General features: G+C 60.3%; 30 protein-coding genes and 1 pseudogene. 16 read left to right on the forward strand and 15 right to left on the reverse strand.

Annotated elements, in window-relative coordinates; genetic code table 11:
* The 4 genes from CXY75_RS01655 to CXY75_RS01670 form a co-directional block, all read right to left on the reverse strand.
* Positions 1 to 276 (reverse strand): helix-turn-helix domain-containing protein (locus CXY75_RS01655; RefSeq protein WP_255411749.1); only part of this gene is annotated, 276 nt, incomplete at its 3' end.
* Between the two features lie 656 nt (positions 277 to 932).
* Positions 933 to 1,508 (reverse strand): PIN domain-containing protein, encoded by a 576-nt coding sequence (locus CXY75_RS01660; protein ID WP_104081139.1) that lies wholly within the window; start codon positions 1,506 to 1,508, stop codon positions 933 to 935.
* A gap of 46 nt (positions 1,509 to 1,554) precedes the next feature.
* Positions 1,555 to 1,998: a helix-turn-helix domain-containing protein gene (locus tag CXY75_RS19980; protein WP_199182327.1), complete on the reverse strand. Its 444-nt coding sequence runs from the start codon at positions 1,996 to 1,998 to the stop codon at positions 1,555 to 1,557.
* 465 nt (positions 1,999 to 2,463) lie between these two features.
* Positions 2,464 to 2,877: a hypothetical protein gene (locus CXY75_RS01670; RefSeq protein WP_146069322.1), complete on the reverse strand. Its 414-nt coding sequence runs from the start codon at positions 2,875 to 2,877 to the stop codon at positions 2,464 to 2,466.
* A gap of 276 nt (positions 2,878 to 3,153) precedes the next feature.
* Here CXY75_RS01670 and CXY75_RS01675 point away from each other — a divergent pair, with 276 nt between their 5' ends.
* The 6 genes and pseudogenes from CXY75_RS01675 to CXY75_RS01700 all read left to right on the forward strand — a co-directional run bounded on the left by CXY75_RS01675 (position 3,154) and on the right by CXY75_RS01700 (position 7,896).
* Complete coding sequence (locus tag CXY75_RS01675) at positions 3,154 to 3,372, forward strand: TraY domain-containing protein (RefSeq protein ID WP_104081141.1); 219 nt, start codon at positions 3,154 to 3,156, stop codon at positions 3,370 to 3,372.
* Positions 3,369 to 3,635: a type II toxin-antitoxin system RelE/ParE family toxin gene (locus CXY75_RS01680; protein ID WP_104081142.1), complete on the forward strand. Its 267-nt coding sequence runs from the start codon at positions 3,369 to 3,371 to the stop codon at positions 3,633 to 3,635. Before CXY75_RS01675 ends, CXY75_RS01680 begins: the two co-directional genes overlap by 4 nt.
* Before the next feature lie 270 nt (positions 3,636 to 3,905).
* A pseudogene (locus tag CXY75_RS01685) lies at positions 3,906 to 4,954 on the forward strand (IS30 family transposase).
* A gap of 65 nt (positions 4,955 to 5,019) precedes the next feature.
* Entirely contained in the window at positions 5,020 to 5,694 is a 675-nt protein-coding gene (gene catA / locus CXY75_RS01690; RefSeq protein ID WP_104081176.1) for a type A chloramphenicol O-acetyltransferase, read from the forward strand.
* A 396-nt stretch (positions 5,695 to 6,090) separates the two neighbouring features.
* Positions 6,091 to 6,366 carry a GNAT family N-acetyltransferase gene (locus CXY75_RS20895; protein WP_369826634.1) on the forward strand — a complete coding sequence of 92 codons (276 nt, stop codon included), beginning with the start codon at positions 6,091 to 6,093 and terminating at the stop codon, positions 6,364 to 6,366.
* Positions 6,367 to 6,684: 318 nt separating this feature from the next.
* A complete protein-coding gene (locus CXY75_RS01700) occupies positions 6,685 to 7,896 on the forward strand; it encodes an FAD-binding domain-containing protein (RefSeq protein WP_104081144.1) in 1,212 nt (403 codons plus the stop codon).
* A 217-nt stretch (positions 7,897 to 8,113) separates the two neighbouring features.
* Here the strand turns inward: CXY75_RS01700 and CXY75_RS01705 are convergent, their stop codons facing one another.
* Positions 8,114 to 8,449 (reverse strand): PadR family transcriptional regulator, encoded by a 336-nt coding sequence (locus CXY75_RS01705; RefSeq protein ID WP_233201670.1) that lies wholly within the window; start codon positions 8,447 to 8,449, stop codon positions 8,114 to 8,116.
* A complete protein-coding gene (locus CXY75_RS01710; protein WP_104081145.1) occupies positions 8,431 to 9,435 on the reverse strand; it encodes a hypothetical protein in 1,005 nt (334 codons plus the stop codon). Before CXY75_RS01710 ends, CXY75_RS01705 begins: the two co-directional genes overlap by 19 nt.
* Positions 9,436 to 9,686: 251 nt before the next feature.
* On the opposite strand from CXY75_RS01710, the gene CXY75_RS01715 reads away from it, so the two are divergent.
* A complete protein-coding gene (locus CXY75_RS01715; RefSeq protein ID WP_104081146.1) occupies positions 9,687 to 10,277 on the forward strand; it encodes a TetR/AcrR family transcriptional regulator in 591 nt (196 codons plus the stop codon).
* Position 10,278: 1 nt separating this feature from the next.
* The gene (locus tag CXY75_RS01720) at positions 10,279 to 10,638 is read left to right on the forward strand and encodes a DoxX family protein (RefSeq protein WP_104081147.1); all 360 of its coding nucleotides are present in this window, start codon (positions 10,279 to 10,281) and stop codon (positions 10,636 to 10,638) included.
* 138 nt (positions 10,639 to 10,776) lie between these two features.
* Here the strand turns inward: CXY75_RS01720 and CXY75_RS01725 are convergent, their stop codons facing one another.
* Positions 10,777 to 11,211, reverse strand: coding sequence for a hypothetical protein (locus CXY75_RS01725; RefSeq protein ID WP_233201671.1), 435 nt, complete (start codon positions 11,209 to 11,211; stop codon positions 10,777 to 10,779).
* Entirely contained in the window at positions 11,208 to 11,606 is a 399-nt protein-coding gene (locus CXY75_RS01730; protein ID WP_104081148.1) for a VOC family protein, read from the reverse strand. The genes CXY75_RS01725 and CXY75_RS01730 overlap by 4 nt, the downstream gene beginning before the upstream one ends.
* 85 nt (positions 11,607 to 11,691) lie before the next feature.
* Between CXY75_RS01730 and CXY75_RS01735 the strand changes: the two genes are divergently transcribed.
* Entirely contained in the window at positions 11,692 to 12,636 is a 945-nt protein-coding gene (locus CXY75_RS01735; protein WP_104081149.1) for a YafY family protein, read from the forward strand.
* Positions 12,637 to 12,806: 170 nt separating this feature from the next.
* Here CXY75_RS01735 and CXY75_RS20900 read toward each other — a convergent pair whose 3' ends face one another.
* Together CXY75_RS20900 and CXY75_RS01750 are read right to left on the reverse strand one after the other, a co-directional pair.
* Entirely contained in the window at positions 12,807 to 13,145 is a 339-nt protein-coding gene (locus CXY75_RS20900; RefSeq protein WP_104081150.1) for an SdpI family protein, read from the reverse strand.
* Positions 13,146 to 13,923: 778 nt separating this feature from the next.
* Positions 13,924 to 14,241 (reverse strand): GNAT family N-acetyltransferase, encoded by a 318-nt coding sequence (locus tag CXY75_RS01750; RefSeq protein WP_104081152.1) that lies wholly within the window; start codon positions 14,239 to 14,241, stop codon positions 13,924 to 13,926.
* Between the two features lie 226 nt (positions 14,242 to 14,467).
* On the opposite strand from CXY75_RS01750, the gene CXY75_RS01755 reads away from it, so the two are divergent.
* Positions 14,468 to 14,755 carry a hypothetical protein gene (locus CXY75_RS01755; protein ID WP_233201672.1) on the forward strand — a complete coding sequence of 96 codons (288 nt, stop codon included), beginning with the start codon at positions 14,468 to 14,470 and terminating at the stop codon, positions 14,753 to 14,755.
* 1,149 nt (positions 14,756 to 15,904) lie between these two features.
* Positions 15,905 to 16,492, forward strand: a complete 588-nt coding sequence (locus CXY75_RS01765) for a chlorite dismutase family protein (RefSeq protein WP_104081154.1) — start codon at positions 15,905 to 15,907, stop codon at positions 16,490 to 16,492.
* A 192-nt stretch (positions 16,493 to 16,684) separates the two neighbouring features.
* Here the strand turns inward: CXY75_RS01765 and CXY75_RS01770 are convergent, their stop codons facing one another.
* The 3 genes from CXY75_RS01770 to CXY75_RS01780 form a co-directional block, all read right to left on the reverse strand.
* Positions 16,685 to 17,023 carry a hypothetical protein gene (locus tag CXY75_RS01770; RefSeq protein ID WP_104081155.1) on the reverse strand — a complete coding sequence of 113 codons (339 nt, stop codon included), beginning with the start codon at positions 17,021 to 17,023 and terminating at the stop codon, positions 16,685 to 16,687.
* Positions 17,024 to 17,156: 133 nt separating this feature from the next.
* A complete protein-coding gene (locus CXY75_RS01775; protein WP_104081156.1) occupies positions 17,157 to 17,744 on the reverse strand; it encodes a hypothetical protein in 588 nt (195 codons plus the stop codon).
* A gap of 371 nt (positions 17,745 to 18,115) precedes the next feature.
* Positions 18,116 to 18,592: an Lrp/AsnC family transcriptional regulator gene (locus CXY75_RS01780; protein WP_104081157.1), complete on the reverse strand. Its 477-nt coding sequence runs from the start codon at positions 18,590 to 18,592 to the stop codon at positions 18,116 to 18,118.
* Positions 18,593 to 18,641: 49 nt separating this feature from the next.
* On the opposite strand from CXY75_RS01780, the gene CXY75_RS20905 reads away from it, so the two are divergent.
* From CXY75_RS20905 to katG, 4 genes are all read left to right on the forward strand, one after another.
* Positions 18,642 to 19,010: a hypothetical protein gene (locus CXY75_RS20905; protein ID WP_369826635.1), complete on the forward strand. Its 369-nt coding sequence runs from the start codon at positions 18,642 to 18,644 to the stop codon at positions 19,008 to 19,010.
* Positions 18,926 to 19,129, forward strand: coding sequence for a hypothetical protein (locus tag CXY75_RS20910; protein WP_369826631.1), 204 nt, complete (start codon positions 18,926 to 18,928; stop codon positions 19,127 to 19,129). Before CXY75_RS20905 ends, CXY75_RS20910 begins: the two co-directional genes overlap by 85 nt.
* Before the next feature lie 816 nt (positions 19,130 to 19,945).
* Positions 19,946 to 20,467 (forward strand): GNAT family N-acetyltransferase, encoded by a 522-nt coding sequence (locus CXY75_RS01795; protein ID WP_104081159.1) that lies wholly within the window; start codon positions 19,946 to 19,948, stop codon positions 20,465 to 20,467.
* Between the two features lie 461 nt (positions 20,468 to 20,928).
* Positions 20,929 to 23,202: a catalase/peroxidase HPI gene (gene katG / locus CXY75_RS01800; RefSeq protein WP_233201673.1), complete on the forward strand. Its 2,274-nt coding sequence runs from the start codon at positions 20,929 to 20,931 to the stop codon at positions 23,200 to 23,202.
* A 302-nt stretch (positions 23,203 to 23,504) separates the two neighbouring features.
* Here katG and CXY75_RS01805 read toward each other — a convergent pair whose 3' ends face one another.
* Entirely contained in the window at positions 23,505 to 23,987 is a 483-nt protein-coding gene (locus CXY75_RS01805) for a hypothetical protein (RefSeq protein WP_146069323.1), read from the reverse strand.
* Positions 23,988 to 24,641: 654 nt separating this feature from the next.
* Between CXY75_RS01805 and CXY75_RS01810 the strand changes: the two genes are divergently transcribed.
* On the forward strand, positions 24,642 to 25,235 hold the full coding sequence (locus tag CXY75_RS01810; protein WP_104081162.1) for a hypothetical protein: 594 nt from the start codon (positions 24,642 to 24,644) through the stop codon (positions 25,233 to 25,235).
* Positions 25,236 to 25,690: 455 nt separating this feature from the next.
* Here the strand turns inward: CXY75_RS01810 and CXY75_RS01815 are convergent, their stop codons facing one another.
* On the reverse strand, positions 25,691 to 26,197 hold the full coding sequence (locus CXY75_RS01815) for a hypothetical protein (RefSeq protein ID WP_104081163.1): 507 nt from the start codon (positions 26,195 to 26,197) through the stop codon (positions 25,691 to 25,693).
* Between the last annotated feature and the right edge of the window lie 741 nt (positions 26,198 to 26,938).

A 26,938-nucleotide genomic window follows, 5' to 3' on the forward strand; every position in this document is an offset into this window, starting at 1 on the left:
CTTGGTCTGCACCAAAGAAGCCAGTTCAGGATGGTCGAATTTGCTGGTCTTGGGACGACGTCCACGGAGCTCAGCCTGCTTCTGCAACGCATACGGGGCATACCTCGTCCGTGCCCGCGGGCCGGACTTGGACCCACCTCGAGCCAGCTCCCGACTGATCGTGGCAGCAGACCGGCCCACCAAGGCAGCGATCGCCCGCACGCCGGTGCCAGCCACGTGCAAGTCCGCGATCCGCAGCCACTCCTCCAAGGACAAGTACCGCCCCGACCGCTCCACCTCAGGAAGAGGGATCCGCCCACCCGTTGCTTGACGCCAACGCCGTCCAGTTCATCGATTCACGCCCACAGCATCGCACGATGCGGTCAGCATCGAGCCTTGAGCCATCAGCTCCCAGAACCGCGCCTACTTCTCCACCAGTTCAAACTTCGACCACACGTACAACACCTCACAAAAATAGAGTGTTGCGACGACCGGTTGAATTCGCCTTCCCTTATCGGGAACGGACCCAGAGCTAGCAATCGAATGGTTCGGTGTCCGGATGGACGTCCCTGAGGGAGCGGGCGTCTGCCAAGCGTGTCAGCGGCCCGCAGAATGTGTTCCGAGATCGTCTGAGACTGTCGTCACTTCGTTGACGTGGTCATGTCAGATCAGGTGCGTTCCAGCGCAACAAGAGTTCAGCGTCGATGCCGCTCAAAGTTGACCCATGGAGTTCGTGCTCAAAGACCAGCAGTCGGCAGCTTGGTCGAACTGCCTCAATATCAGGGTCACAAACGGGTGGTCGGCGTCAGAAGTCGCGTGTGGTGCTGCCACCGACGCCGGCAACCTGCGCCAGACGTGATCGACGCACCGTAGAGCTCTTGTGAGACGGCATGGGCATACACCGCATGGACGTGAACCGCGCCACCATCTGCGGGATCCAACGACAGCGTTGGCTAGATCGGCCCCGACAGCACCCGAAGGTGTTCAGCAACGATTGCCGCGAATTTTGGACAGCCAGCTTTTTCGAGCGCTTCGGCCAGGCTCGTCACCGAGTCGCCTTTGGCGCGTCGGCTCTGCCAATAGGTGTTCTGCGTCCGAGTGACTTCGCGGACAACAAACAAGTGGCTGCTCTCTACCAGGCAGAAGAACTCGTCGGGCGTATATACGTCATACGGCAGCAGGTCCGGGCCGCCAAAGTCCTTGATGTTCATTGCGAGCAGAATGTCTGCGTGGCTGTAAACGGCCGCATTGTGAACGTGCTGATCGTCTTTGTCCCTCAGGTTCGGGGCCTCGCCACCGGTCCAGTCCTCGAGGATTTCGTCGAAGTTCTCACGAAAGACTTTTTCGCGGTTTCTGCGCAGCTCTCCGCCCGCCGAAGGATGCTTCCGTCGCCACACGCGATGCGTTTCGTCAAGCACGTCCGGAGTCGCGCTTAGACTGAACATCTTGGATTGGCTGCGCAGCAGGAATAGCCAGTCGTAGAGAGTGCGGCTTCCCAATACGTTGGAGTCGACGAATCCGTGGTGCACGCGTCCACGCTATCGGTCCAGCGTGGACTTGGGTTTCACCCTTGTTCTACTCTGCCCCCTCGAGGCTGTCATCGAGTTCACGAAGCTTGGTGAAGGCATCCAGTCGAGCAGCACGGCGAGCCTCCGCGAGGATGGCGACGTCCGCGTGCTTGAAGCGATGATGTGCTCCTACTTTGTGCGAGGGGAGCAGGCCGTCCTGCACCAACTTCATGAGTGTAGGTCGGGATATCCCAAGAACGCCTGCGGCAGTCGTTGACGTCATCTCAGAAGGAACCGACTGCACGTTCACTGCGCCCGAAGGCAACGTTCGAATGACAAACTGCATAAGTTCGGCCAGGGTGCGGTCCAACTGAACAGTCGTGCCATCATCCAGGGTCAACGACGCCGTGGTGATGTTGCGATCATGAGCTTGCGCGATGAAGAGTTCGGCAGAGCGGCGGACTGTCTCATCCACGAGAAGGGATCCGTTCACAAGCACATTGGGCGCCATGACAACACTTCTCTCTTCTCGACGTGGCCGCAGATCCGACTGATGGATCTGGCCCGTGGAGGCGGCGCGTGGCGCGGCCTCATTCTTCAGTCTAGATCCTTGCAGATATAACTGCAAGACCAAGATGGTCCGCTGGTGTCTGCCGCCACCAGGACTTAACAGCCTTCGTTGGGTCGCTGATTGGGCAGTGAACTAGCGAACTTCTCCGTCGGTCCTTGCAAACGCAAGCGTCCCGTAGGGGGTTCCTCTACGGGGCGTCGTTTAGCGTTTCCCAACGGGCGGTCTTCGAATCTCGCTTCGTTTGGGCTGCAAGCGATTCGGCGAAGCATGGTCCGAGCTGTTCGACGCCGGAGCTCGGCATGAATCCGCCATCACGGGTGGCACCGGAAATCGGCAGGGCACCTGCACCATGTCGTAGCAGATAGAGGGCTCACCAGCCTGGTCCCGGCTTGGAAGCGTAGCCGCTCAAGTTTCGCGTCGAAGGGCAATAATTCCCACATAGGCGAGCAGCGCCGTCCCGAACGTTCCGAGGAGACCAGCGAGGAAGGCCGCATCAACGCCGAACCCGGCGCTGAAGCTGATAATGACGTACCCGACAACCGCGAGCAGGACGAGGGCGACATAGGACAGTCGAACGAGCCAACCCACCGGTGAGCGAACGACGGACATGAGAATCACTGCCGCCAACGGTGCCAGCATCATCCCGCCGAAAAGCAGAGCCGGCGCCACCCGCACATCGCGGCCAGAGCAGGGACCCATGAGGCTACACGCCGTGGGGAATCCTTGCGCCATCCAGAATACGAGCCAAGTAACGACCACAATGCCCACCGCGGGAAACACTAATCCGAGGCGACTTTTCAACCGAATATGGGAAGTCATGAAACGAGTGTGGCATTTCGGCGCGCAGAATGAAGCACTACAGAGCCGTACGATGACAACTCGTTACCGCTCAGGCCGGGCGGCCAATTCCACGGTCCACGGCCGTTTCTAACCAAGCAGGACGAGCGCCAAGCTCCGAGACCTCCAGCGCCACGAACGGAGCGGTCGTGGCGCGGCGGTTCAACATTGCTAGAAAACTCGGCGTCCCGTAGAGGGTTCGGTTTATGCGACCCATCTAATGCTATATTTGTATAGCATCCTGAGGAGGGATTCCATATGCCGCAAATCAATCTCCGTATCGACGATGAAACAGAACATCGCCTGCAGTACCTGTCGGAGCGCACGGGTCGGTCGAAAACGTTCTATGCGACCGAAGCATTGAACCAGTATCTGGATGAGAACGAAGACTACCTCCTGGCCAAGGATGCGCTCGAGGAATTCACTCAGTCCAACGACGACGCGATTGACCTCGCCGACGTGGTCTGGCCTGTGTGAGCTACACGATCAGATTCACCCCGAGAGCTGCAAAACAGGTCAGGAAACTCGACTCCGCCCCCGCGAAACGGATCCGTGATTTTCTTGAGCAGAAGCTCTCTCAACTTGATAATCCGCGCCAGCTCGGCAAAAAGCTCGTCAACGAAGAATTCTGGCGGTACCGAGTCGGCGATTACCGAATCCTCACAAATATTGACGACGACCAAATCCTCATCCTCGTCGTCGAGGTCGCACACCGTCGCGAGGTTTACAACAAGCTCTAAACACAGGAGCAGCGCGGCTAGATGCACCAAGTGCGATGCCGCCAGCGGAAAACGAGATTGTGTCCCGTAGGGGGTTGGCGAATTCAACCGGTCGTCGCAACACTCTATTTTTGTGAGGTGTTGTACGTGTGGTCGAAGTTTGAACTGGTGGAGAAGCTGGCGCGGTTCTGGGAGCTGATGGCTCAAGGCTCGACGCTGACCGCATCGTGCGATGCTGTGGGCGTGAATCGATGAACTGGACGGCGTTAGCGTCAAGCAACGGGTGGGCGGATTCCTCTTCCTGAGGTGGAGCGGTCGGGGCGGTACTTGTCCTTGGAGGAGCGGCTGCGGATCGCGGACTTGCACGTGGCTGGCACTGGCGTGCGGGCGATCGCTGCCTTGGTCGGCCGGTCTGCTGCCACGATCAGTCGGGAGCTGGCTCGAGGTGGGTCCAAGTCCGGCCCGCGGGCACGGACGAGGTATGCCCCGTATGCGGCGCAGAAGCAGGCTGAGCTCCGTGGACGTCGTCCCAAGACCAGCAAATTCGACCATCCTGAACTGGCTTCTTTGGTGCAGACCAAGTTGTGCGTGAAATGGAGTCCGGAACAGATCAGTGATTATTTGGCTGCGGTGTTTCCCGATCGGCAGGAGATGCGGGTCAGCCCGGACGCGATCTACCAAGCCCTCTACGCGGGAGGCCGCGGTGACTTGAGCGGTGATCTGCATCAGCATTTGCGCACCGGCCGCGCCATCCGGCGTCCGAGACGGCCTGCTGCGAAGAACTCGGGCAAGATCCCGGACATGACCATGATCAGCGAGCGACCCGCGGAGGTTTCCGACCGGGCCGTGCCTGGGCATTGGGAAGGGGATCTGATCTTGGGGTCACACTGCCGGTCGGCGATCGCTACGTTGGTGGAGCGTCAGACACGGTTCACGATGCTGGTCCACCTCCCCGGTGACCCGGCGCGATCACGGTTCGCGATTGCCTGTTGGCAGCCATCAAGACACTGCCAAAACACTTGGCTAAGACTTTGACGTGGGATCAGGGCACCGAGCTGGCCCAGCACCGGAAGATCACGCTGGCCACAAAGATGGATATCTACTTCTGTGATCCGCATTCGCCGTGGCAACGAGGCACCAACGAGAACACCAACGGGCTGCTGCGCCAATATTTCCCCACAGGCACCGACTTATCCGTTCATTCGCCAGAGCGGCTGCTCGAAGTCGCTACCGAACTCAACAATCGACCCCGCAAAACACTCGGTGGCATCACACCCACTCAAGCCATGCAACGACTATTGTCAGAGCCAGAAAAACCCATCGTTGCGACGACCGGTTGAATTCGCCGTTCCTCATACGGGCGCTCAATATTCAATTGTGGCGACTGGGCCGTGGGGAGGTCGTGATGGGGGAAGATGATTTTGTGGACCACAAAACACCCATTGACCTAGCTACCTGGCCGCGTCGGGAACATTTCGACCATTATCAAACCCGTGTTCCGTGCACTTACAGCGTGACAGTCCAGCTTGATGTGACCCGTTTTGTAGCCGTGCTGCGGAATGCCGGCAGAAAAATCTATCCGGCACAAATCTGGGCGATCGCCTCCGTCGTGAACAAGCACGAAGAATTTCGGATGGCTGTCGACAAGGAGGGCCACCCGTCAATTTGGAATGTCGTACATCCGGCGTTCACTGTGTTGAATCCCGACCGCGAGACTTTCGCCAGCGTCTGGGTCGACTATAACCAGGATTTCTCACAGTTCTACGACCAGGCGGTGGCGTTGCTGTCTACACATCGAACAGCGACCACAATGTTTCCTCAAGGCCACGTGCCAGAGAACATCTTCGACATCTCAAGTCTGCCCTGGCTGTCGTTCAGTGGATTCGAGCTGAACATCGCCCATGGACACGACCATTACCTGCCTATCTTCACTCTCGGTAAGTACGTCGAGCAGGCGGGGCAAGTGACGCTCCCGTTCGCCCTGCAGATCCATCACGCTGCCGCGGATGGGTTCCATGCCGCCCGCTTCATCAACGAGCTTCAAGAGGTTTTCGACGCCAGCGCAAACTGGCTCGCATAAGCTCAGACACCACTTCCTGCAAAAGGTTCGGCTGCCGGGCGGAAATGCGAGCCAGCCCGGGCAACCCAGGCGGATCGATGCTCACGTCATTCGTTATCAGTCCGGTTCTGTAACCAACCATGCCGCCCAGTTAATATTGATTCATGATCACCAGCGAGACCAAAGAAACCCAACACCTCTCTCTGCGGCCCGTCATCGAAGAGGATGCCGGCTCAGTGTGGCTCTTGCACTCGGATGCGCGCACGAACATATACAACCCAGCCGGCCCGATGACCGACCGTTCACAGGCTGAGGAGCAAGCAGAGCGTGGGCGGCCAACTGGGCGATTGACGGGCAAGGGTACTGGGCTATCGAAGAATTGCACGTGCCTCAAGTGGTCATCGGTTTTGGGGGGGCATTCGGGCGACAAATTGGCGCGGACGCCAGGTCTACAACCTGTACTACCGGCTGGCGCCGGCAGCATGGGGCAAAGGATTGGCCAGCGAGTTAGTTGCAGCCGCTGTCGAGCGATGGCATGGGCTCGGCGCGCATCTCCCGCTCGTCGCTTACACGACGGCAGAGAATCTCCCCTCGCAAAGGACTGCACTCAAAGGTGGCTTGACGAGACGACGCGACCTGGACGAAGTGACAGGCGCGTACACGGATGTCATATTCGCTCTCGGGCTGGACTAATCGCCATACGCGTTCCCATTGAGGGAAGAAGAAAAACGCGCGACTCAGGAACTCCAGTCCCGTATGAGGTTCCCCTCTGACACGGCCTCAGAGTATTCGACCGTTGCGTGGATCAGCCCCAGATCTGTCGTGCTCGACGCCCCCGAGTGACACGGCATCAGCGGGCACGGCCGCCGGGCGGTTTGGCCCCAGATCTGTCCCGCAGTCCGGCGGCGAATTCAACAATTCGTTGCGACGACCGGTTGAGTTGGCCGTTCTGGGTTGCCCCAGGGGGCCGACCGGGACCTTCTCAAATTCACATGGTGCATGATGAGGGGGATGTTCACTCCTACCCGAGCTGCCGGCCTCGAAACCCTCGGCCTGTTCGTCCCTCATGCGGGGTTAGATTACACGCGAGACCGCAATCACGACACTGGACCCTCCCGTGAAAACGTCTCCGGTCTCTCTCCGTACCTCCGCCACAGACTCCTGACCGAGCGTGAAGTGGTTTCGGCTGTGCTTGAACGGCATCGGTTCGGTGCATGCGAGAAATTTGTGCAGGAAGTCTTCTGGCGGACGTATTGGAAGGGATGGCTCGAGCAGAATCCCGAGGTGTGGCGACGCTATCGCCGCGATGTGGCCGAGCTCGGGCTCGCGAGTGACACACGCTCGGGAGGTTACCGCGAAGCTATCGCTGGGCACACCGGCATTGATGCGATGGATGCGTGGGTGCGTGAGCTTGTGGACACCGGATACCTGCACAACCACACCCGCATGTGGTTTGCGAGCATCTGGATCTTCACGCTCGGCCTGCCGTGGCAACTCGGTGCGGACTTCTTCTATCGACACCTTCTGGATGGCGATGCCGCCTCCAACACGCTCTCCTGGCGGTGGGTTGCCGGGCTCCAGACAGCCGGAAAGACCTACCTCGCGACGGCATCGAACATTTCTCGCTACACCGAGGGCCGGTTCTCGCCATCGGGACTCGCCACGTCGGCACGAGCGATCATCGAAGAGCCACTGCCAACGCGGGCACCGATTGCTCCCGCCGAGTCCAGCCCATTGGGCGCCCGAGTGGGGCTGTTGCTGCACGAAGAGGATCTGGACGCGGCAAGCCTGCGCGCCGAGTTTTCCTGGTTGGATTCGAACAGCCGACTCGTGGCTATCGCCGGATCCACCGATCCCGACGAGCGCTCGCCCTCCGGCGCCTCGGATGCAGTGCGGCGATTCACGGCATCAGCCCTCGATGACGCTGCCAAGCGGGCCTTAGACGCCCTCGGGCGACCGGCGAGAGTGCTACCCGACGCGCTCCCCTCCACGGTTCTGAAGTGGGCGGAGTCCGAACGCCTCGATACGGTGGTTATGCCCAACGCACCGGTAGGCCCGGTGCAGGAACGGATGCTGACGCTCGGCGCCGCTCTCGCCTCGGAGGGAGTAACGGTCACGATCGTCAGGCGGCGCTGGGACACGCTCGCTTGGCCCTACGCCGCGCGCGGGTTCTTCCCTTTCCGCGAGCGTATTCCTGAACTGCTGCGCCAGCAGGGCTTGTAGACCCGGGACCCTGACACAGGGCGACACGATCAGCAGAGTCGAGCATCCGCCGGACACATCACGCGGCACAATGCTTAGAGCGTCGGTAACTGCCGACTAGTCGTCTCCGGGAAATCGCAAAGCGCAAGAAGCCCCGCGTGAGGAGATGAGCTTCCATGAAGTCTCGATGCAGGCAAGGGGTGCACATTCATTCCTATGAGAGTTGCAAATTCTCGGATCAGTCCGCGTGGCCCACGGCTTCTGCTGCGTCTATGAAGGCGAACCATTGACCGCGCAGCGCTTCCCTCTGCGCGTGACCGACGGCCGTGAGCTCATAGACCTTGCGGGCGGGTCCAGACTCACTTTGCTCCCACCGGGCGACGATTGCTCCCGCGTCTTCGAGTCGAACCAGCGCGGGATATAGTTGCGCGCCTTTGATGGGTTGCAGTCCGGCGGACGCGAGCGATTGGGAGATGCCGTATCCGTGCCGTGGTGCGACGGAGAGAACGTTGAGAATGAGCATCGGCAGTGAGGCGCGTTGCCAGGCTGCGGTGCTCATCGCTTCTGTGCCCATGGTCGACGGCTCCAACCCGCGACAGGGGTAACAAAAGAAGCGAGAAGGAGGAGGACCGCGATAGGGATCGTCAAATTTGCCCAACTCTGCGCCGTGATCACCAGCACTGCGCTGACGAGGGGCGAACCGATGCCGGTAAGAATCCACAGCCACCAGAGGCTTGAGCGTGATGTTCGATTTGCGTCGGCAATCTCGCGGGCAAGCACCAGAGGGTGACCGTATTCCTCATACGCCGACGTGTCACTGGCGTCCAGAGCCTGCTTGATTTCCGCGACATGGCCCCGCGCGGTGGTTGCCGGCACCAGTCGCGCGCGCAGGCCGCCCCGCAAGCGTTGCAGCCAGTCGGTGTCGTCCCAGCTCGTGCGGAGGACCTGCTGACGCATCCGACTCGCCCACACCAGCGTGACGACGCCCGGGATGATTAGTACCACGCCCAGGAGAGGGACAGGCACTGCGCGGGCAGCGATGTGGTCGTTGCCCAAGGCGGCTGCGGAGGCGATCCCGGCTAGGGCAATGGCGACTGCTGACGTGATCGCACCTGTCATTGCGACCGATCGCCCCGCCGCGAAGAGTGCTCGAGCGGCGATCCAGCCGATGAACGGAATCGCGACGCTGACGGCCAGCACGAGGTGCGCAAAGTAGATGTCAGCGGACCAGCCACTGCGAAGAGCTAGCAGCGCCGCCGAGACGATACCCATGACGAGCAGAGTGCCGCCGGCGTCCTTCACAGCGTGGCGCGGACCGCCGCCTTCTGAAGTGCGCACCGTTTCAGCGGTCGTGGCAAGTTCGAGCACATCGTCTGCCGCGAGCGTGGAGGCATCGCCGAAGAGTTCGGCCGCAGGTATATCTGCTTCCCGGACGGCATTGAGCAAATCGCGCTCGCGCTCTTCGAGGGCAACGGCCGGCACATGCTTGCCCGCCGTCGACGCTCGATAGCGCGTCACCCACGCCTGGTCTGTCTCAGACCAGATATTTGTATTCCCCATGCCCAAGCATCCTTTATCTAGATCGAAAAGCTATCTAAATACAACCACAGTCGACAGGGCGATTGCAAGCACGCAGGATCCCGACCGTCCCGTACAGGGTTCCCCTTTCGGGAACGGACTCAGAGCCAGCAATCGTATGCCCAGGTGTGCTGGTGGACGTCCGGCTTTAGGGGCGGCACCGAACCAATTCAGTCACCTCGCCGACGACACGATCGCCATATCGATTTAAAAAGGGGAGCTATAATCTGAACATGTTCATCGAACACGTTCATTCAAGGGCTCGAGCACGCGACACGTCACGCATCAAAGTTCTGAGCGCTGCTGACGAGTTGTTTGTGCGGCACGGTTTCGCGTCCACAACCATTCGACAGATCGCCGAAAGCGCCGCGGTCAGCGTTGGAACTGTGATGGCTGTTGCCGACAAGAATGGTCTGCTCGTGGAGATCTTCGATCGGAAGATCGCCAGCATTCATACCTCGCCTTTTGACGCGCCGATCGCGCATGACCCTGCTACAGAGATCATCGACATACTCGGTTCGTTCGTACGATTCTTCGCAGCACAGCCAGATCTGGCGCGCGCTTACACTGCCATTCTTGTTGGCGGGAAACACCCGTCGGTGATCTTCGCGGAGTTGACCGGCGTACTCATAGAACAGGTGTCGGACGTACTTATTCGCGCTGGCCACTCTGCGACAGATGCGTCCGCGACAGCCCGCATCATCCACCGCGCATATCTCGGTGAAATCTTCATCTGGGCAGGCCAGGGTAATCCGAAGCCAGACAGCACCCTGACTGAGCTCGAGAAAACGGTGCGCTACCTCGTCAACGGAAAGGCCGCCTGAAATGGTTCTGCTCCCCGAGCACTGGTGGCTTGAAGTTGCCCTTGCTGCAGCCCTAGCAGTCGACGTTGGCATGTCCCTCAAGCCACCAACGTTCATCCGCGACTGCTTGAACGGGGTGGGGTTCCCGCGCCAGTGGTGGTGGACGCTCATCGTTATTAAATCCCTCGCCATCACCGGACTGCTCGTAGGGCTCGCCATTCCAGGAATAGGCCTAGCAGCCACGGTTGGCGTCATCGTCTACTTCTCGTCCGCAGTCGTCGCCCACATCCGCGCTCGCTTCCTCGGAATGGAGCTATGGGTCAATTGCATGGGCTTCCTGACGCTCGCCCTCGCGACCCTGCTCTTTGGGTCACTCTTCTGACACGCCCGCAGAGGGTTCGGCATACGGCCATTGCATTCGAACCAATTTACAGGTGTCGCGCGGCGCAATCTTGGAGTTATGACGCGCACGGGCGCCGCGTTAATCATGGCCACCCGAGGGCAGAACAGCGTACCCGGCTCAGAGATTGGGCAGGGATCCGTAGCTGTTGTTGTAGATCTTGCCGTTTTTCGGGTGCGTGAACTTCAGCCCTGCCCACGTGTCCTCAATGCGCAGGCATGTGCTCTCGACGAGGCCGTGGTTGTATCCGATCTCGATGACCTTCGGCAGACTGAGACCTGAGCCCAGCTTCCGCGCCTTCGGCCAGGAGAGCCACAACATGCCCGACGGCTTCAGATGGAGCTTCAGTGTTGGAAAGATGTCGTGCATCTCGGATTGAGTCACGCTGAAGAAATGGATGTAGTCGAAGTCACCCTCGAGATCCTTACTGACCTCCAACTCCGGAAGCCCGATGGCCTTCAGGGTCGACGCAGGGGCGTTCACAAAGTGGGCCAGCGCGCCCTCTTTGATTCCCATCTTCTCAGCGACAGACCGAGACATGACAGCTTCGCTCATTCCCCGGAAACCTTCTTGAGCACCTCGAGATAGTGCGGGTTACACATAATCCCCAGGATATTGCCGAAAGGATCGACGACGGATGCCGTCACAAATCCTTCACTGCGGTCAGTCGGCGGTTGGTATTCGGTCGCCCCCATCGACAGCAGCTTCTCGAATGACCCCGGCAGGTCGTCCACGTGCCATTGAATGATCTCCCCGGCCGGCCCGTCTGGCACTGGCGGCGCGTACGACGCGTCAATGATTCCAAGCTCGTGCTGATAGTCGCCAACCCTGAACTCCACATAGCCGGGCATCTGAAAGTACGCGTCGATACCCAGCAGCTCGCTGTACCACTTGCGTGCCGCCTCCAGATCGGCGGCGAAATAGCTGACGGTAGCGAAGCCTCGCAACATGTGATTTTCCTTCCGATTCACGTGATGCCAGTCTCCATCAGTAAAGTGCTCACCTTCTGACTACTTTGTTTGCGACAATTGACTCATGCGCGCAGATCGCCTCGTCGCCACACTCCTGCTGATGCAGGCGCGGGGACGCGTGACAGCGAAGGAAGTAGCTGCTGAGTTTGAGACATCCGTCGCTACGGCGAGGCGTGATCTCGAAGCGCTGTCAGCTGCGGGAATTCCCGTGTACCCACAGGTCGGCCGTGGCGGTGGGTGGCAACTACTCGGCGGTGCTCGCACCGACCTGAGTGGGCTCACATCGGCTGAGGCGCGTGCGCTTTTCCTCCTAGTCGGGCCAGCCGCGTCCGTAGTCCCAGAGGCCAAGTCGGCGCTCCGCAAGCTTGTACACGCCCTTCCCGACAGCTTTAGAACGGATGCCGAAGCGGCGGCAGAGGCCGTCGTGCTTGACCCCGCGCGGTGGGGCCGGCCCCACCGCGCACAGCCACCACTCGTGACCGAACTCCAGGCCGCTGTCATACAGCGCCGGAAGGTACGCCTGAGCTACCGGGGTTGGGACCGCGACCCGGTCGAAAGACTCTGCGACCCGTGGGGCCTGGTCGAGAAGAGCGAGGTGTGGTACCTACTCGGCGGCGTGGATGGCGCCCAGCGCACATTTCGCATCGAACGGATCATCTGGGCAGTTGTCACAGAAGATCCCGCCGACCGCCCGGACGACTTCGACCTCGCAGAGGCATGGGATATCGTCGTACGCGACGTGAACGAGCAGCGCGAGAGCGCATCCACGATCGTGGTCACAAATACCGCGATATTGCCCTTCCTGCGTGAACAATTCGGCGAGCTGGCAGTGGAGGACACCGCGATCGACGACCATCGAGCCAGGGTCCGAATCAGTGCGCCGGCCGAAATCATGCTCGCACGCGGCCTCGCTGGATGGGGTGAATACATTGACGTTCTCGAGCCGGCATCCGTGCGCTCGGAACTCGTGCGCCTCGGCGCCGCGCTCGTGGAGCGCAATGGGCCGTAGGCCCGGGACCAACCGCACTCACAATGCTCGTTGAGCGTTCGGTTTGCGGAACTCTCTTCCATTAGCGCGGCAGACCGATCAGATAGCTATTTAGCCGTTCCACACGATCACGGTGTCGGGCATACACCGACTATCTCGCAGGTCGCTCCGTTGGCAGGAGACAGGTGCTGTCATCCAGCATGATTCGCGGGATGTTGGATGCCATGTACGCCGCGTGTCCACGCCCAGAGCAATCCAGCCACTAGGACCGTTAGACCGAAGCCAGCTGATGCGCTGCTCTCGACAATTCCTGCCGGATAAAGAAGCCAGCAACCGGCCACTGCCACCGTTGTGACAGCCAGAGGGACGAGAGCCCGTCGATGGACCGTGTTCCACGTTTTTCGGGACTGGAGGGTTGTATTCGTGCGTACTCCAATGACTCGGTTCGGTGGAATCACTCCGAACGCGCAGAGCGAGACGATGAGCAAGGAAAAGAGTGAGGCTATTACAGCAACGAGACTCAAAAGCATTTTCGTTTCACTCTCTTCTTAGGGTGTCCGTTCGCGGGTTCGCACCAGTACGGTGTTATCGGCGCTGCATTCACTCGACCTTATTCGTTCTCTCGTGCAGCGCATTGCCGTTTCGCGCGTCTGTACATGATGGTTCCCACGAACGCGAGGACAAGTGCCGTAGGCAGCCAAGTGAAGAGAAGGTAAGGTCCGAGGATTGCGAAATACGGTTCGTTGGAAGTGGCTGATTTGACCCAGATTCCGATGAGGACACCGACAAACAGTGCCACTTGCATCCCCACAAACACATTGATCATTGCACGTGGATCGTTGAGGCGCCCGAGTGGCACCTGATGTTTTCTGGTCACGATAAACGCACCCTGTCCCCAGTGAGAACTTGCTGATTGTGAGCTGTGCACCGTAGCCCCTCATTAGCCCAAGAGGGCCCGAGCGTTCTAGAAGTCATGAATATTCTTCGTCGGGGAGATAGATGAAATTGTCAGAGCTACCATTTGCCGTCATCGGGCAGACAGGCAATCGCAACTATTTGCTTTTGGGCTCCGGCCATCACCACGATATCGGACACGTGTTGTGTCGATGATTCGCCCCGGCGGCGTCACGGAGCGGCTGCCCACATCGGGCAACCGGTTCGACAACTCGAATGAGGAAGCCCGTGAAGCAGGAGACGTCGTGAGGAAGCATCGCTTTGGTCCTGTCCACACAGTCGACTCGCTGGCACACGTCGTCCCGTTGAGGGTTGCCCTTGCGGTCGTGCCCGGGATGGCCAAGGCCGATCTCTTTAGAGAAGTTGGCTCCACGCCACTTCGTGTTGGAGCTGTCCGGTTTCTGTAGAGAGCCGCACCCGATGCGTCGACGCGAGAGCGATCGCGAGTTCGCTCGTGTCCGCCGAAACGAATCCGACGTTTTGCCAGAACGGGCCGGATCGTCGGCTGATGAGCCAGGCTCGAGTTGCTTCGGATTCGGCGGCTCGGTCGAGCGCGAAGCGCGCTAATTGGAGGCCCATGCCGAGACCTCTGAGTGCCGGAGCGGCGGCGACGCTGCGAATGAGAACGTGTTCGTTGTCATGGCTGCGCTCGTAGCCCGTGCTGGCGACGATGCGCCCGGGACATCATTGACACTGCCCGCGGGGCCTTCGTCGTCAATCAGCCTGGGCGAATACTCACCGAGATCAAAGCTTGGCAGAACACCGCGGAGGCGGTCGCTGCAGGCTGGAGCCAGGATGAACCCGATTGGTTGCGCGAACCGGTGGCGGTCACGAAGCCCCGCTTCTAGTGTCTCCGAAGAAGGGTTCCGTTTCTCGGCCACTTAGATCATCGGAATTCGTGATCGAGCACACCACGAGTCAAGCCACAACCGGATGGCGCGACATCGTCGCGACCCAGAAAAGCTCCGCTGCGGATGCCTGGGACCGGCTCACGAAGGCACCCAATCAATCAGACCCCAAGTGTCACCAGCTCAAGGGTCCACTGGCAACGATCGTTCGCGACGGCATCGCCCACGATCAATGGCAATATGAACTCTCCGGTGGGGCACGTATCTGGTTCTACATTGATGGCAAAACAGTAAAGATCGTCAACGTGTTCACGAAGCACCCCAACCAAACGAGGTAGGTGCCGGCGTTCACGACCGCCACTTCATCGGCTTTCCATCACCTGTCCCGTAAGGGGTTCCGCTCGCGGTACGGGCGCAACTGGGCTAGTCGCGTGGTTTAGTCTCCATGAACTGAAAAGGATATTGGCAGCACATCAACCCGAATGGCGACTACACCTGGAACAAACCCCGCCACCCCGTCGACGGAAACAGCGATGACTTCGCCGACCCTCGGCGTGTTACGTATTCTGTTTCGTAAGCCGCCCCCTTGTACGGGACGAAACGTGGCCACCGCGGTGTTCTTCTTTAGATGGCCTACTTCTTTAGGTCTTCGTCATTTGTGTCCGCAAGTAGCAGATCCATCTGCAGATTCTTGGCCAGAGTATAAGCGCGGAGTGCTTGGGTTGCAACGAGTATCAATCGCCCAAGCAAAGCTAAAAGCACGAAGCAGACGATATATGCTGCGACTATTCCGGCCATTGCGGCGACGCCGTAGAAATTGTATGAATACATAATTCAACGCTAGTTGATAACGGCTTCCGAAATTTCAAGTCTGATGAATACTATTTTTTGCCCGGACTCGATATCGACACTCTCGCAACAAAGCGACGCTCTCTACTTGATGCGACTCGCGCCGGCAGCAAGGTGCAAAGTGCAAAGGACTGCGCTCAAGGGTGGCTTGGCGAGGTGAACCGACCTGGACGAAGCGATATGCACCTGCACGGATGCCGATCCACTCCGGGCCTACACTAATCGCCCTCCAAGTTCCCAATGATCAAAGAGGAAAGACGCGCAACTTAGGAACCCTCGTCCCGTAGGGGTTCCCCATACGGGCGCGATCGAGGACTCTTCCGTGAATCCACGTTGAAGAGCACTTTCGTATGCGACCAAGGTCATGGGAACGGTTACTGCTCACACGCTTGCGAGATATTCGTGCTGGTATGCAGGGTAAAGAAGTCCTGTGAAGTCTCCATCGGGGATCAGTCGATGATCACCAATTCCGGCAATGGCAATGGCAATGGCAATGGCAATGGCAATGCCAGGACTCCACGAATTCATGACGACGCCCGTCGGAGTGTGGTTGGGCACCCGCCGCGGGCCAGGCCCGCGATGCCGTCACCCGCCCGGTGTTAGCGTCAGGATGACCTATACCGTTATTAGGAGCACTCATGACCGACGTTTTGCCCGTAACCTTCACCGCTGGCACCACCGGGCCATGGCGTATCGAACGCATCACCAAAGTCACCGGTGACGGGCTCCCTGTCGCCGCCCGACTACTCGTCGAGGAGGGAAGAGCACCCGTCGCCGGACCGAGGGTGTCTCCGAAGGTGGCGACGAATGCTCCGGGTTGGGTTCTGCGCGGCACCGTCAGTAACCAGCGGTACACAACCGCCGCCGAACTGGCTCAGCTCAACGCGCGGTCTCCGGTCCTGGGCCGGCCCGGTGCCACCGTCGCCTCCCTCATTCCGATCACGAAATCACAAGCGTGGTGGGAGATGGCCCAGGACGAACGACGGGGCATTTTTGAGGATACGAGTCATCACATCCGCCGCTCGATGGGCTACCTGCCCGCCGTGGCTCGGCGGCTGCACCATTGTCGGGACCTCGGCGGGCCGTTCGACTTTCTGACCTGGTTCGAGTTCGCGCCAGAGAACGCGGCGGCTTTCGACGATCTCCTCGGTGAGCTCCGAAACACCGAAGAATGGACCTTCATCGAGCGCGAAGTCGAGGTGCGCGTGGAGCGCGCAAGCGTGTAAGCGGTCCACCCCACCTCGATGCGTGCCACTTCACGGCGCCTCGATGACCCCCCGACGCGGCCACACGCGCCACACGAGTCCCACCGAACCGAAAACAAGGAAGAAGATAGCTAAAGCTGGCGAGGTTCAGCGTCCCGTAAGGGGTTCGGTTGGCGGGCGCGAGATGTTGCGGTCTGGCCGAGCAGTCTGGAATCAGGACTGCGGTATCACAAAGTGCGCAACGACGGTCAAGACCAGGATGATCGGAACGGCAAACACTGTCCGTCGCGACTGTCGGCCCAGCCATCGGTTTGATCTGGGCCGGAGCAGCAGCCCAACCAATACGGTCGCCAGCAGCGCGAACAGGATGCCTGTGCTGATCAGCGACGCACGGACGGGCAACAACTGTGGCGGGCACACCGCCGGAAGACTGGCCGCGCAAGCCCAGCTGGGAAGGACCGGCTGCGCCATCCAGAGTACGAGTAATCCCAGGAGTACGGTCCCCACTGCGACGGCGGGGGAGCGCGTGGCACCGACGGTCTGGATAGGCATAGAGCCAGACTATCGATCAAGCACTACTGCGGCGCGACGGCTGCGGCGCTTGATTCTTCGCGATAGCGTGAATCAGTCCCGTCGGGGGTTCCCCGATTGGGAAGCGGACGCAGAGTCAGCGATCGCAGGGGACCTAAGAGGCCCACTCTTCGGCGACGATCTGCATCGATGCTGTGGCACGGTATGCCTCGATGCTGTCGTCGGCGAGAAGGGCGGTGATCAGCTCGTCGGTTCCTGAGACATAGACGCTGGCGCCGTAAAGGTCGTTTCCGACAGCCCACACACCATCCGCGGGCATCCACCATTGAGGACTTCTGCCGCCCTTCATTCCATCGAAACGCTCCGCGCCGTCGGCGAGGTCGCCAGCGAGAATGAGCATTTCACGATCGGGCATGATCGTGATGCTTGGTGTGTCTCGTAGGTCATCGCGCATGCCGACGTACCCTTCCCAGACGAGAAAGAAACACTCGGTGGGTGTGGAGGTATGTGCTCGGAGCAGCCGGGCGAGCGTTGCGGCCACCTGGGGGTCGATGGTTCCAATTGTTCGTTCTACTTCCCGCGCCGTGTCGCTCAGGTCGGTCCACTTCGTCGATGCGTCCACCTCGGACTGCTCTTTGGCAAAGGCCCGCCAAGCCATAGGTTGACCGGCATCGTCGTGCAGGGGATTCATTACGCGCGCATACGAGCGGTGCCCACGAGGCAAGTAGTCACCGACGGTCATCGATGTGCCTTGAAGAGATGTCAGCTCAGCAATGACGTGCGGGACGGGGCTAATCGGATGCAATGCCATCTCTGCACCATAGCGAGTGATCGAGTTCAACTCGATGACGATCTGTCGGGATAGTAGTTTCCCTTGCGCGTCGCCCCAAGCCCTCGCGGCCTGGGGCTACCCCGACGGCTCAGGGCAACGTACGGGATCAGATTCTGCGGAGTCTTCGCTAGTTCGCATGGGTCACGAATTGTCGCCTTGCCCATAACAAGTCTGGTCGGGCCACCACGACGCGAGAAACGGGGGACGCAACCCTCCCGCTTTGCGGAGAGCGGGTCAATAATCGTCGCAATCGGGGTCCGTCTTGCGGGCGGCTCCTTTCCTTACTTGGTCGGTTTGCTCGTAGGTGGCAGCAGTGGTCGCGGTTGTAGGGGGCTGGAGTCGACCACGCTGGTGGTCACGCTGCCGAGGGTTCCGATGCGGCCGCTGACTTGTTCGAGGTGCTGCATGGATGTGGCGACAACCTTCATGATGAAACAGTCCTCGCCCGTCACATGATGGGCCTCGATGACCTCTGGGATTTCGGCCAGCAATGTGTGGAGCGGTTCGTAGATGCTGCTCGGGTAGCGCAAACGAAGGTAGGCCATGATCGTAAACCCGAGCCTGGACGCATCCACCACGGCGCTGTAGCCGCTGATCACGCCGCTTTCTTCTAAGCGTCTCACTTGCTCGGCAACCGCACTGTTGGACATGTTGAGAACACGGCTGAGCTGGGCGATGGTCTGTCGTCCATCCACCTGGAGAGCGGAAAAGATATCGGTATCGACCTTGTCGAGCCCGAAAGAAGATATTGCGGTCATCTGGCAATACGGCCTGCACAATTACCGATGCGAGGCCACAATGCCGTGATTGATCTCTTTAGATAGTGGTTATTACCGCGTATCTTCATCTTTCATGACAACAACTCCCGTTTTGATGGACCCGGCCATCGTTCACTTCGCCGACAAACTCTCCTTCGAAACCGACCCCTCCGATGTGCATGCTGATTTCGTCAACGGAACCTCGTTCGTGCTGATCGATTCCCGTGGGGATGCAAGCTGGCGGCAAGGCCGCATCACTGGTGCGCTCCACATACCCACTGGCAGCATCGCCACCCAAGCGTTAGCCAGCATCCCCATCAGCACCCAGTCGTTGTGTATTGCTGGGACCCCGGATGTAACGGCTCGACCCGGGCAGCTCTCGCCTTCGCCACCCTCGGCTACCAAGTCAAAGAGATGATCGGCGGATACGAGTACTGGGCACGGGAGGGATACCCCACCGAAAACGATCACGGTCCAATAGTTCGGGCGAGAGACGCCCTTACGGCACCGCTGAGCGAGATCAGCTGTGAGTGCTGAAACCCGCAGCGCCATTCGTCTGACATCGTCCCGCAGAGCCGGAGGATCTGGACGAAATCGTGCCGATGATCTACGAACACGCAGCATACGAAAACGGAGGGTCGCTTCCCTCCGACCTCGCAATTCGACTTGCGCCCCTCCTCTTTGGCACCCCGCCATCACGTCTGCGACGCTTCGTTGGCGCCTCGCACGCCGGAGCTCTCGTGGGGTATTCGACCGTCACCGCGGAGCTCTCGACCTGGCAGGCAAGCGAGTTTCTGAACATGGATTGTCTGTTCATACGAGACCATGCGCGTGGGCACGGGCTCGGCAAACTCTCCATGGCCGTGATCAAAGGTGAAGCAGCAGCTCATGGCTTCACCGCGACTGACGAAAACCAGCGAGTCAATCACCGGGACGTAGCAGGTCCCGTAGAGGGTTCGGCTTATGGGCGGTCGCATGAGCGACAGGCAAATTTCTCCGAGCGTATGCTCGGCTGCAGGGGTTCCATACCCCCCGATCAGCTAGACGCGAAGCACCGTCATCATCCTGGCGGCCGCGGCCGCGGTCCTCGCTGTCGCTGGCCTGGCGCAAGTTTTGCTTCGGATCGCTGAGGGGGAGGGCGAGCCGGGTGACATATCCGTGTTGGTACTCGGTACCATTCAGTTCATCTGCGGGCTAGCGGCGTTCATCTATTACGGTCGTCGCCGCTATCTGCAAAAAATTTGCGCTCGACAAGTCTCAGGATGACTCGCCTGAAAGTTAGCGCGCGATCCGCCAAAAGCAACCCGTGAGGGTCCGGCTTACGGCACCCTTCGTCGAGCTACATTCGGAGTCATGTGGAGGACTTTTGTGCGACAGGCGACGGCCGACGACCTGGAGTTTCTTGAAGCGATCGAGAATGAAGCAGATGCGCTGTTCGCGACCGTGTTCTCGATAGTCGACTGGTGGCCTGCTCTTTCCTATACGACGCCCTCACTGCAGAGTGGCTTCATCCTTGTAGCCCGCGAAAATCCGGGATCGGACCCGATCGGGTTTGCCCATGTCCTCGAAGTCCCTGGCAGGAGTCATCTCGAGCAGCTGTCGGTCATGCCGTCGGTGGCACATCGCGGGCGTGGGCGCGCGCTCGTCGCGGCAGTCAAGAGCGAATCACGACTGCGCGGATGCAAACGGGTTACCTTGCGAACGTTCACGGACGTTCCATGGAATGCGCCCTTCCACTTGAGCTGTGATTTCATCGAGCGTGATCCCGATTCTGATTTTCTTCGTGATCTGTCAGCGGCAGAGCAACAGCGAGGACTTGGGTACGGCCGGCGTATTCAAATGAACCTCGACCTGACTGATGAGCTGCCCCGATAACCGTTCCCCACTAGGAGCCTCTGGCGGGGGTGCTCCCAGGTCACCGCGAGCGGAACACGATTCGCGGAAATCAAGCTCTCGACAGCCCCCATCCTCCGGCGTCGGTTTCACCGGGCTTCGCACCGCCCGCACCGCAGCAATCGGCGCAGGGCTTTATTTGGTTTGGCCGTCGTGCGCTCGGCCACCGCGCCACCGCCGTCTAGAAGTCAGTCACTTTCTTGGCAGGCCACGCGCACCTTGCGGGAATACGATCTCTCTATCGGGCTTCCCGCCACGTCGGCAGCCCGCGACGCACCGCCTCACAGCAGCGTCGAAGCATCGCTGCACCACAGATTGACGCCGCTGCGATGCGGCGGCTAATCGTTAAATTGTGACCCCGACGACACCGTTTCTCATCCAGCTAAAGCACACAGGGAGCATCAATGGGCACTGACGACCAGACCAACACATGCAGTTTCCACATGAGCGGTGCGCTGCCAGCAGGTGGCGACCACCTCGGTGGCACCTTCGGTCAGTCGCCGACCCTGGACAGTTGGTACCCGCAGCGTCTCCGGGTTGAGCTTCTCCACCGGAACGGCGTAGACGCCGACCCGCTCGGCGCGGACTTCGACTACGCGGCGGCTTTCGCCACGATCGACCTCACGACGCTCAAGTCGGACATCAAGCGACTGCTCACCACCTCGGTCGACTGGTGGCCGGCGGACTACGGCAACTACGGTCCACAGATGATCCGAATGGCGTGGCATGCCGCCGGCACGTACCGAATTGCCGACGGCCGTGGCGGAGCGGGCACCGCGATGCAGCGGTTCGCACCAATCGGAAGCTGGTGGGACAACGGCAATACCGACAAATCACGACGACTCCTACAGCCGATCAAGCACCAGTACGGCAACGCTCTGTCGTGGGCCGACCTGATGGTCTTGACCGGCAACTGCTCCCTCGAGTTGATGGGCCTGCCGACGTACGGCTTCGGTGGTGGACGACTCGATGCGTGGGAACCGGACGACGGCACCTGGTGGGGCCCGGAGGTCTGGAACCCGCACGCGGTCGCGAGCCCTGACGAGATGGTGAGCCGCGACGAACGCTGGCATGGTCAGAACGGCGACGCGGGCTACGACTTGCAGAGCCCCCTGGCCGCGTCGCACCAGGCGCTCATCTACGTCAACCCTGAGGGGCCCTATTCGAACGGCGACCCGCTGGGCTCAGCACGCGACATTCGCATCACGTTCACGCGGATGGCGATGAACGACGAGGAAACGGTGGCATTGATCGCCGGTGGCCACGCATTCGGTAAGAGCCACGGCCAGGTACCCGCATCCGACATCGGACCATCACCCGAGAAAGCCCCGATCGAGTCGATGGGGCTCGGTTGGCACAACCCGGTGGGTACCGGCAGTGCCGAGCACACTTCGACCAACGGCATCGAGGGCAGCTGGACTCCAAACCCGACACAGTGGGACAACGCCTACCTCGAGAACCTGTTCGCGTACGACTACGAGCAGACGAAAAGCCCGGCCGGCGCGCTGCAGTGGACACCGACTGACTCGGAGGCGCCGAAGACTCCGGACGCCCACGTACCCGGTCAGATGAACCCGCTCATGATGATGACCTCGGACATCGCACTCAAGGTCGACCCGGAGTATCGGGCTATATGCGAGCGTTTCCTGGCCGACTTCGATCTGTTCACCCTCGCGTTCTCGAAGGCCTGGTACAAGCTCACGCACCGCGACATGGGGCCGAAGCACCGGTACCTCGGCCCGGAGGTCACCATCGCCGATGACCTGCTCTGGCAGGACCCGCTCCCGGACGCAGCAGGATCCTCACTCGACGAGGCCGACGTGGTAGCGCTCAAGGAAGCCGTCCTCGCGACCGGGCTGTCCGTGTCCGACCTCGTCTACACGGCGTTCTCCGCCGCCTCGACCTACCGCGACAGCGACAAGCGCGGAGGGGCGAACGGTGCCCGCCTGGCCTTGTCGCCGCAGAAAGACTGGGCGGTCAACCGACGCACCGTCCCAGTCATCGACGCGCTGGGGAACGTGCAGGCGGCCTTCACGGCGACGTCGGGCGGACGGAAGGTGTCTCTCGCCGACCTCATCGTCCTCGCCGGCAGCGCCGCCGTGGAGCAGGCGGCACGGGTGGCAGGATCTGACGCCAGCGTGCCGTTTACGCCAGGCCGTGTCGACGCGACGCAGGAGTTGACCGACATCGAGATGTTCGAGTGGCTGCGACCCATTGCGGACGGGTTCCGCAACTTCGTGTCCGAGCGCTTCGAAGAGTTTGCTCCGGGCGTCGCGCCCGAGGCAGCATTCCTCGACAAGGCGAACCTGTTCACTCTCACCGCACCGGAGTGGACCGTCCTGCACGCCGGGCTCCGCGTGCTCGGCAGCAACTGGGACGGGTCCGACGTGGGTGTGCTCACGGATCACGTCGGAGCCCTGACGACCGACTTCCTCGTGAATCTGACCGACACCGATCTCATCTGGACGAAGGATGACGAGACCGCGATGACCTTCACTGGTCGAGTTCAGGCGACCGGCGAGGCTCGCTGGAGGGCCTCCCGGAATGACCTGGTATTCGGCTCGAACGCGCAACTGCGGTCGATCGCCGACGCCTACGCGGGCAGCGACGGGCAAGACCGCTTCGTCCGCGAATTCATCCGCGTCTGGTCGAAGGTCATGATGCTCGACCGCTACGACGTCAAGGGCCACAAGCGTTACGGGGCGATGGCTGCCTGACCCCGGAGGTCGCGTCCCGGCGAGCTGACGGCGTGGAGGCACGGCGCGGTCACGCGCTGAGCCTCCACGTCGTCGAAGCCTTGACCGAACGACGCTTGAGGCCGCAAGCCGAACGTTGCACGGATTGATCAGGCTGGGGACGGCCAAGGAACCTCCGCGGGCAGCGCGTGGTCGACCACACTCGCACCTCGACGGCCTGCGAGGGTGGACGGGCTGCTATGCCCTGGAAGCCGTTGCCCGCACTCGTAGAGACGCCGGCCGGATTTGCTTTGCTCTCGGGTCGCGAGAGGGTGCCACCGATGTCAGTCCGTCTCGTCTTCCACCGGAGCGATCGGTGACACCGCGAGAGGCAAGTTGAGCTTGGCGAGGATCCGGCCGGCGGCGCGCCACTTTTGCGCCGAAGCTGCATCAAGTGGGTGCTCAGGAGTATCTTCCAAATCCTTCAACTCTGGACCAAGGATCGCGCTGGCTGCCTTTTTGATGAGTTCGCGCAACGACTCAGTGCGCATGTAGGCACCGATGTACTCGCCGTTTGGTATGGGCGCGAGTTCCGTCGTATAGGCGCTCACAAAACAGTCCGCAGCTTCAGCACGCAGGTAGGGGCTCTCCAAAGTCTGGTACCAGCGGCGAAGAAAAACATCACAGGGCGCTTGGTCATCAAGGAACCGTTCGTCGTCATTCAAAATACGCTTACGAATCTCATCCGGGGTGAGCTGGTTCGCGAGTTCGATCGCCTGATCCATATTTCCTTGGTAGATCAGGTCGGCAAGTCCAGGCGTTGTCATGTGATCCATCCGTTGCTGATGTGGCCTGTGAGGCTGGTGCGGACGATGATGCTCTGCCCGCGGTGGGCGCAGGCGCAGCCGACATGGTCCCTTGATGTTGGCTGGGTGCAGCCATAACCGTGAGGCTTGTGGAAAACGTGCCGTACTTGTATCTCATGTGTCTTGGCACCCAACGATGCTCCGTGCATGAAGTACAAGGCCAGCATCCTTTCGGAGAGCCTGACCACGACCAGAGTACAAGGCCCCGCCATCCTCATTTAAATCAGGTCCACCCGAGTGTTGGTCGGGCACTTTTTCCTTGTGACGTCCTGAACCCCAGGAGACACGGAAGCGGATATCCGCCCTGCCCGAGACTCGCCGCTCAACGCCCCGCAAGGGTTCGCCGTTCCCCTTGCAGGCAGGCTCTGGTGTCTCGCTTGTCTTCAGCTGCCGCGCTCTCTACCGACTGCACCTACGCGCTCGTCGAGGGGGGCGTAGGTGGCTTTTCTCGGCATCGTTGAAGGCGCATCCGTGTCGCTGGAATTAGTCACGGACTGGCCCGCGACTACGCGGGCCACAGGGATCGACACGTCCTCTCGGAGCGGTCTCCACATTCGGATAGAAGCCACCCGATATCGTGGATTTCTCGACGCAATGGGACGGAGCGACACAGTGATGAGTCTGCTTGAACGCTGGAAGAAAGCCGAGCCACAAACGTGCACAACGGAAGCCGTTGAACGTTGGCTTGAAAAAGAATTTCGGGCCTATGAGATCCCGTTAGCAGCGATTTCCAGCGCGGACTACCGCAATGACGAAGAGGTCCGCGAAGTCCTGATCTACAAGCTGTACACAATCACCCATCCAGAGGTCCTTCAGCGCCTATACAGCGAGGAAGAGAAGGCAATGAAGGACTGCGGCCCTGAGGCGTACGAGGACTATTGGAAAAGCCTGTTTCTGGATCGGCGCTCGGGTGCCGCAACGGTGCGATCCGCTCTGCCGGACGCGTCCTGGCTGGCCTACAACTTGCTGACGATTCAGCACGCCCTGGGGCAGCGCACGTCGGTTGTTCTTGAACGTGAAGGTGACCAGGTGACTGGAGCCAAGGTATACGGAACGTCCGACTACCTCAGCACAGTCTTGGTCGCGGTGACTGGTTTCCGGGAAGCCGGGGCCGACGAGCGAAACTACTATTCCATGGTCACTGGCGACGTCAATGACGTCGGCTTCAACTGGTACCTCGACTGCCTGGCGCGCCACGGAATGATCTAATAGCGCCGGCGGCGGCTCAGTGAGCCCCACACGCAACGGACCCGAAAAACCTCCCGTCCCGCTCAGGGTTCCGCTTACGGGCGTCTCAGTTTGGACGTCGACACGGTTGGCTTCACGCGATTCGGTCCCCGCTGAGCGTCCCTCTTTCGGACTGGGGGAACCGCTGTCGGGGCTAGGCGCCTGGCGCTCAGGCGATGACGCGGCTCTCGGCACGCGCTGCGATGGGCGCCACGCGTGTGAAGACCTTGAGGCGCGGGGTGGCATAACCGTATTGGGCGTCCGTAGTTTGTCGGGCTCCCGCACGACCGGACGTGAATGGATTGCTCCGGCATGAGGCGTAAGTACAGAAAATGAGCGTCCCGGGGTTGCGGTGGGGGAGTCCGCCTCTCCCACTTGCGCTGCGACATCGGGCACGGAGAACGCTTCGTAGAAATGGACTACCTGCAAACTAGGTGTTAGCCCGGACGATTGTTTCTCATGTCGATAAGTAGGTTGGTAGCCAAGTCAGCTTCGTCGAGGTCTTTCATCACGATCAGATATCGTCGCTTAGTGTTCGTCTCAACAACGATGCCGGTGCCGCCGCGATTCATCTGCGCAAGCGTCGAATCCCCGATGAAGCGGAGCCCTAGCCCGTGGTGCCAGGGATTTATGGATCGTTGGTCAATTGCGCTGATCTCGGCGGCCAGAATCGTCTTTCGGTATGCGGGGAACCAGACCAGTCGGACTGAATCTCTGGTGATCTCGATGCGGTGGTGGCTAAGGACACAGCCGCCAAGGCTGACAAAAACCAGAACCAGGATCATCACTGCGAATGGCCACTTGTTTGCTTCGATGGCGCCCGTAGCCAGGAGCGTGATCATTGTGGCCGGGCTCGCAACAGTCAGAACGGCAAACATAACCAGAACAGGGAGCGTGAGGTAGACGTTGGAGGATCGATAGGGCAGGGGTTTCGTTGCGGTCATACTGAAATCTCCATCTTTTCTGGGCTCCTGACGATTTCGATGGTGCGCCGTGGCCGCGTCCAGTGGGGGAGGCGGATGTCAGCTGGGAGAAGAAGGATTCCTCAAAGTCTGATCTCACAGTCCGTCCAGCATCGCACGACCCGAAGTCGCATAGGGTGACGCCCTGTAGACGAGTCCAACGGGAATCGAGCGTGAGTCGTAGATCGCCCGTTCGGGCATCTTGGACGCCGTTCCCGTTGCGTGAAATCGTCACATCAAAGTTCCTGATCCGTCCGTTCGCGTCTTGGCTGCTGTCGAGACGCTGTCAGGCTGCATCACCCGTGTCGATGAGCGCGTTCGCTGACGAGCAACGGGAGGTTGGGGAGCCAGAGCAACCCGAGCTGGAAAACCCGCAGGTCCGCATTAGTGTGCTCAGCGGCATGGATGTGTTTGAGTGGATTGGAGCCGTCGTGGGAGCCGTGCTCTTCATCGCGTCCTTGATCCGCACCATTCGGGCCAACCCCGACACGAGAATCCCCTTCAACCGGAATCCTCCGGTCATCCCGGCTGGATCCATCGCGATGCGGAGCATTGGCGCAGGTCTCCTTGTCTTCGGCGGGGTCGCACTTACCAATGCCCATGGAACATGGAAAATGGAGCATGATCGTTCTCGTCGGTGTTGTTCTCGTCACATTGGCCGTAATCACCGTTCACAACCATCGCCTGACTGTCACAGCACACCACTGACCGCGACGGCTCCCG

The organism is Cryobacterium sp. Y11 (assembly GCF_002929535.1).
Lineage (GTDB): Bacteria > Actinomycetota > Actinomycetes > Actinomycetales > Microbacteriaceae > Cryobacterium.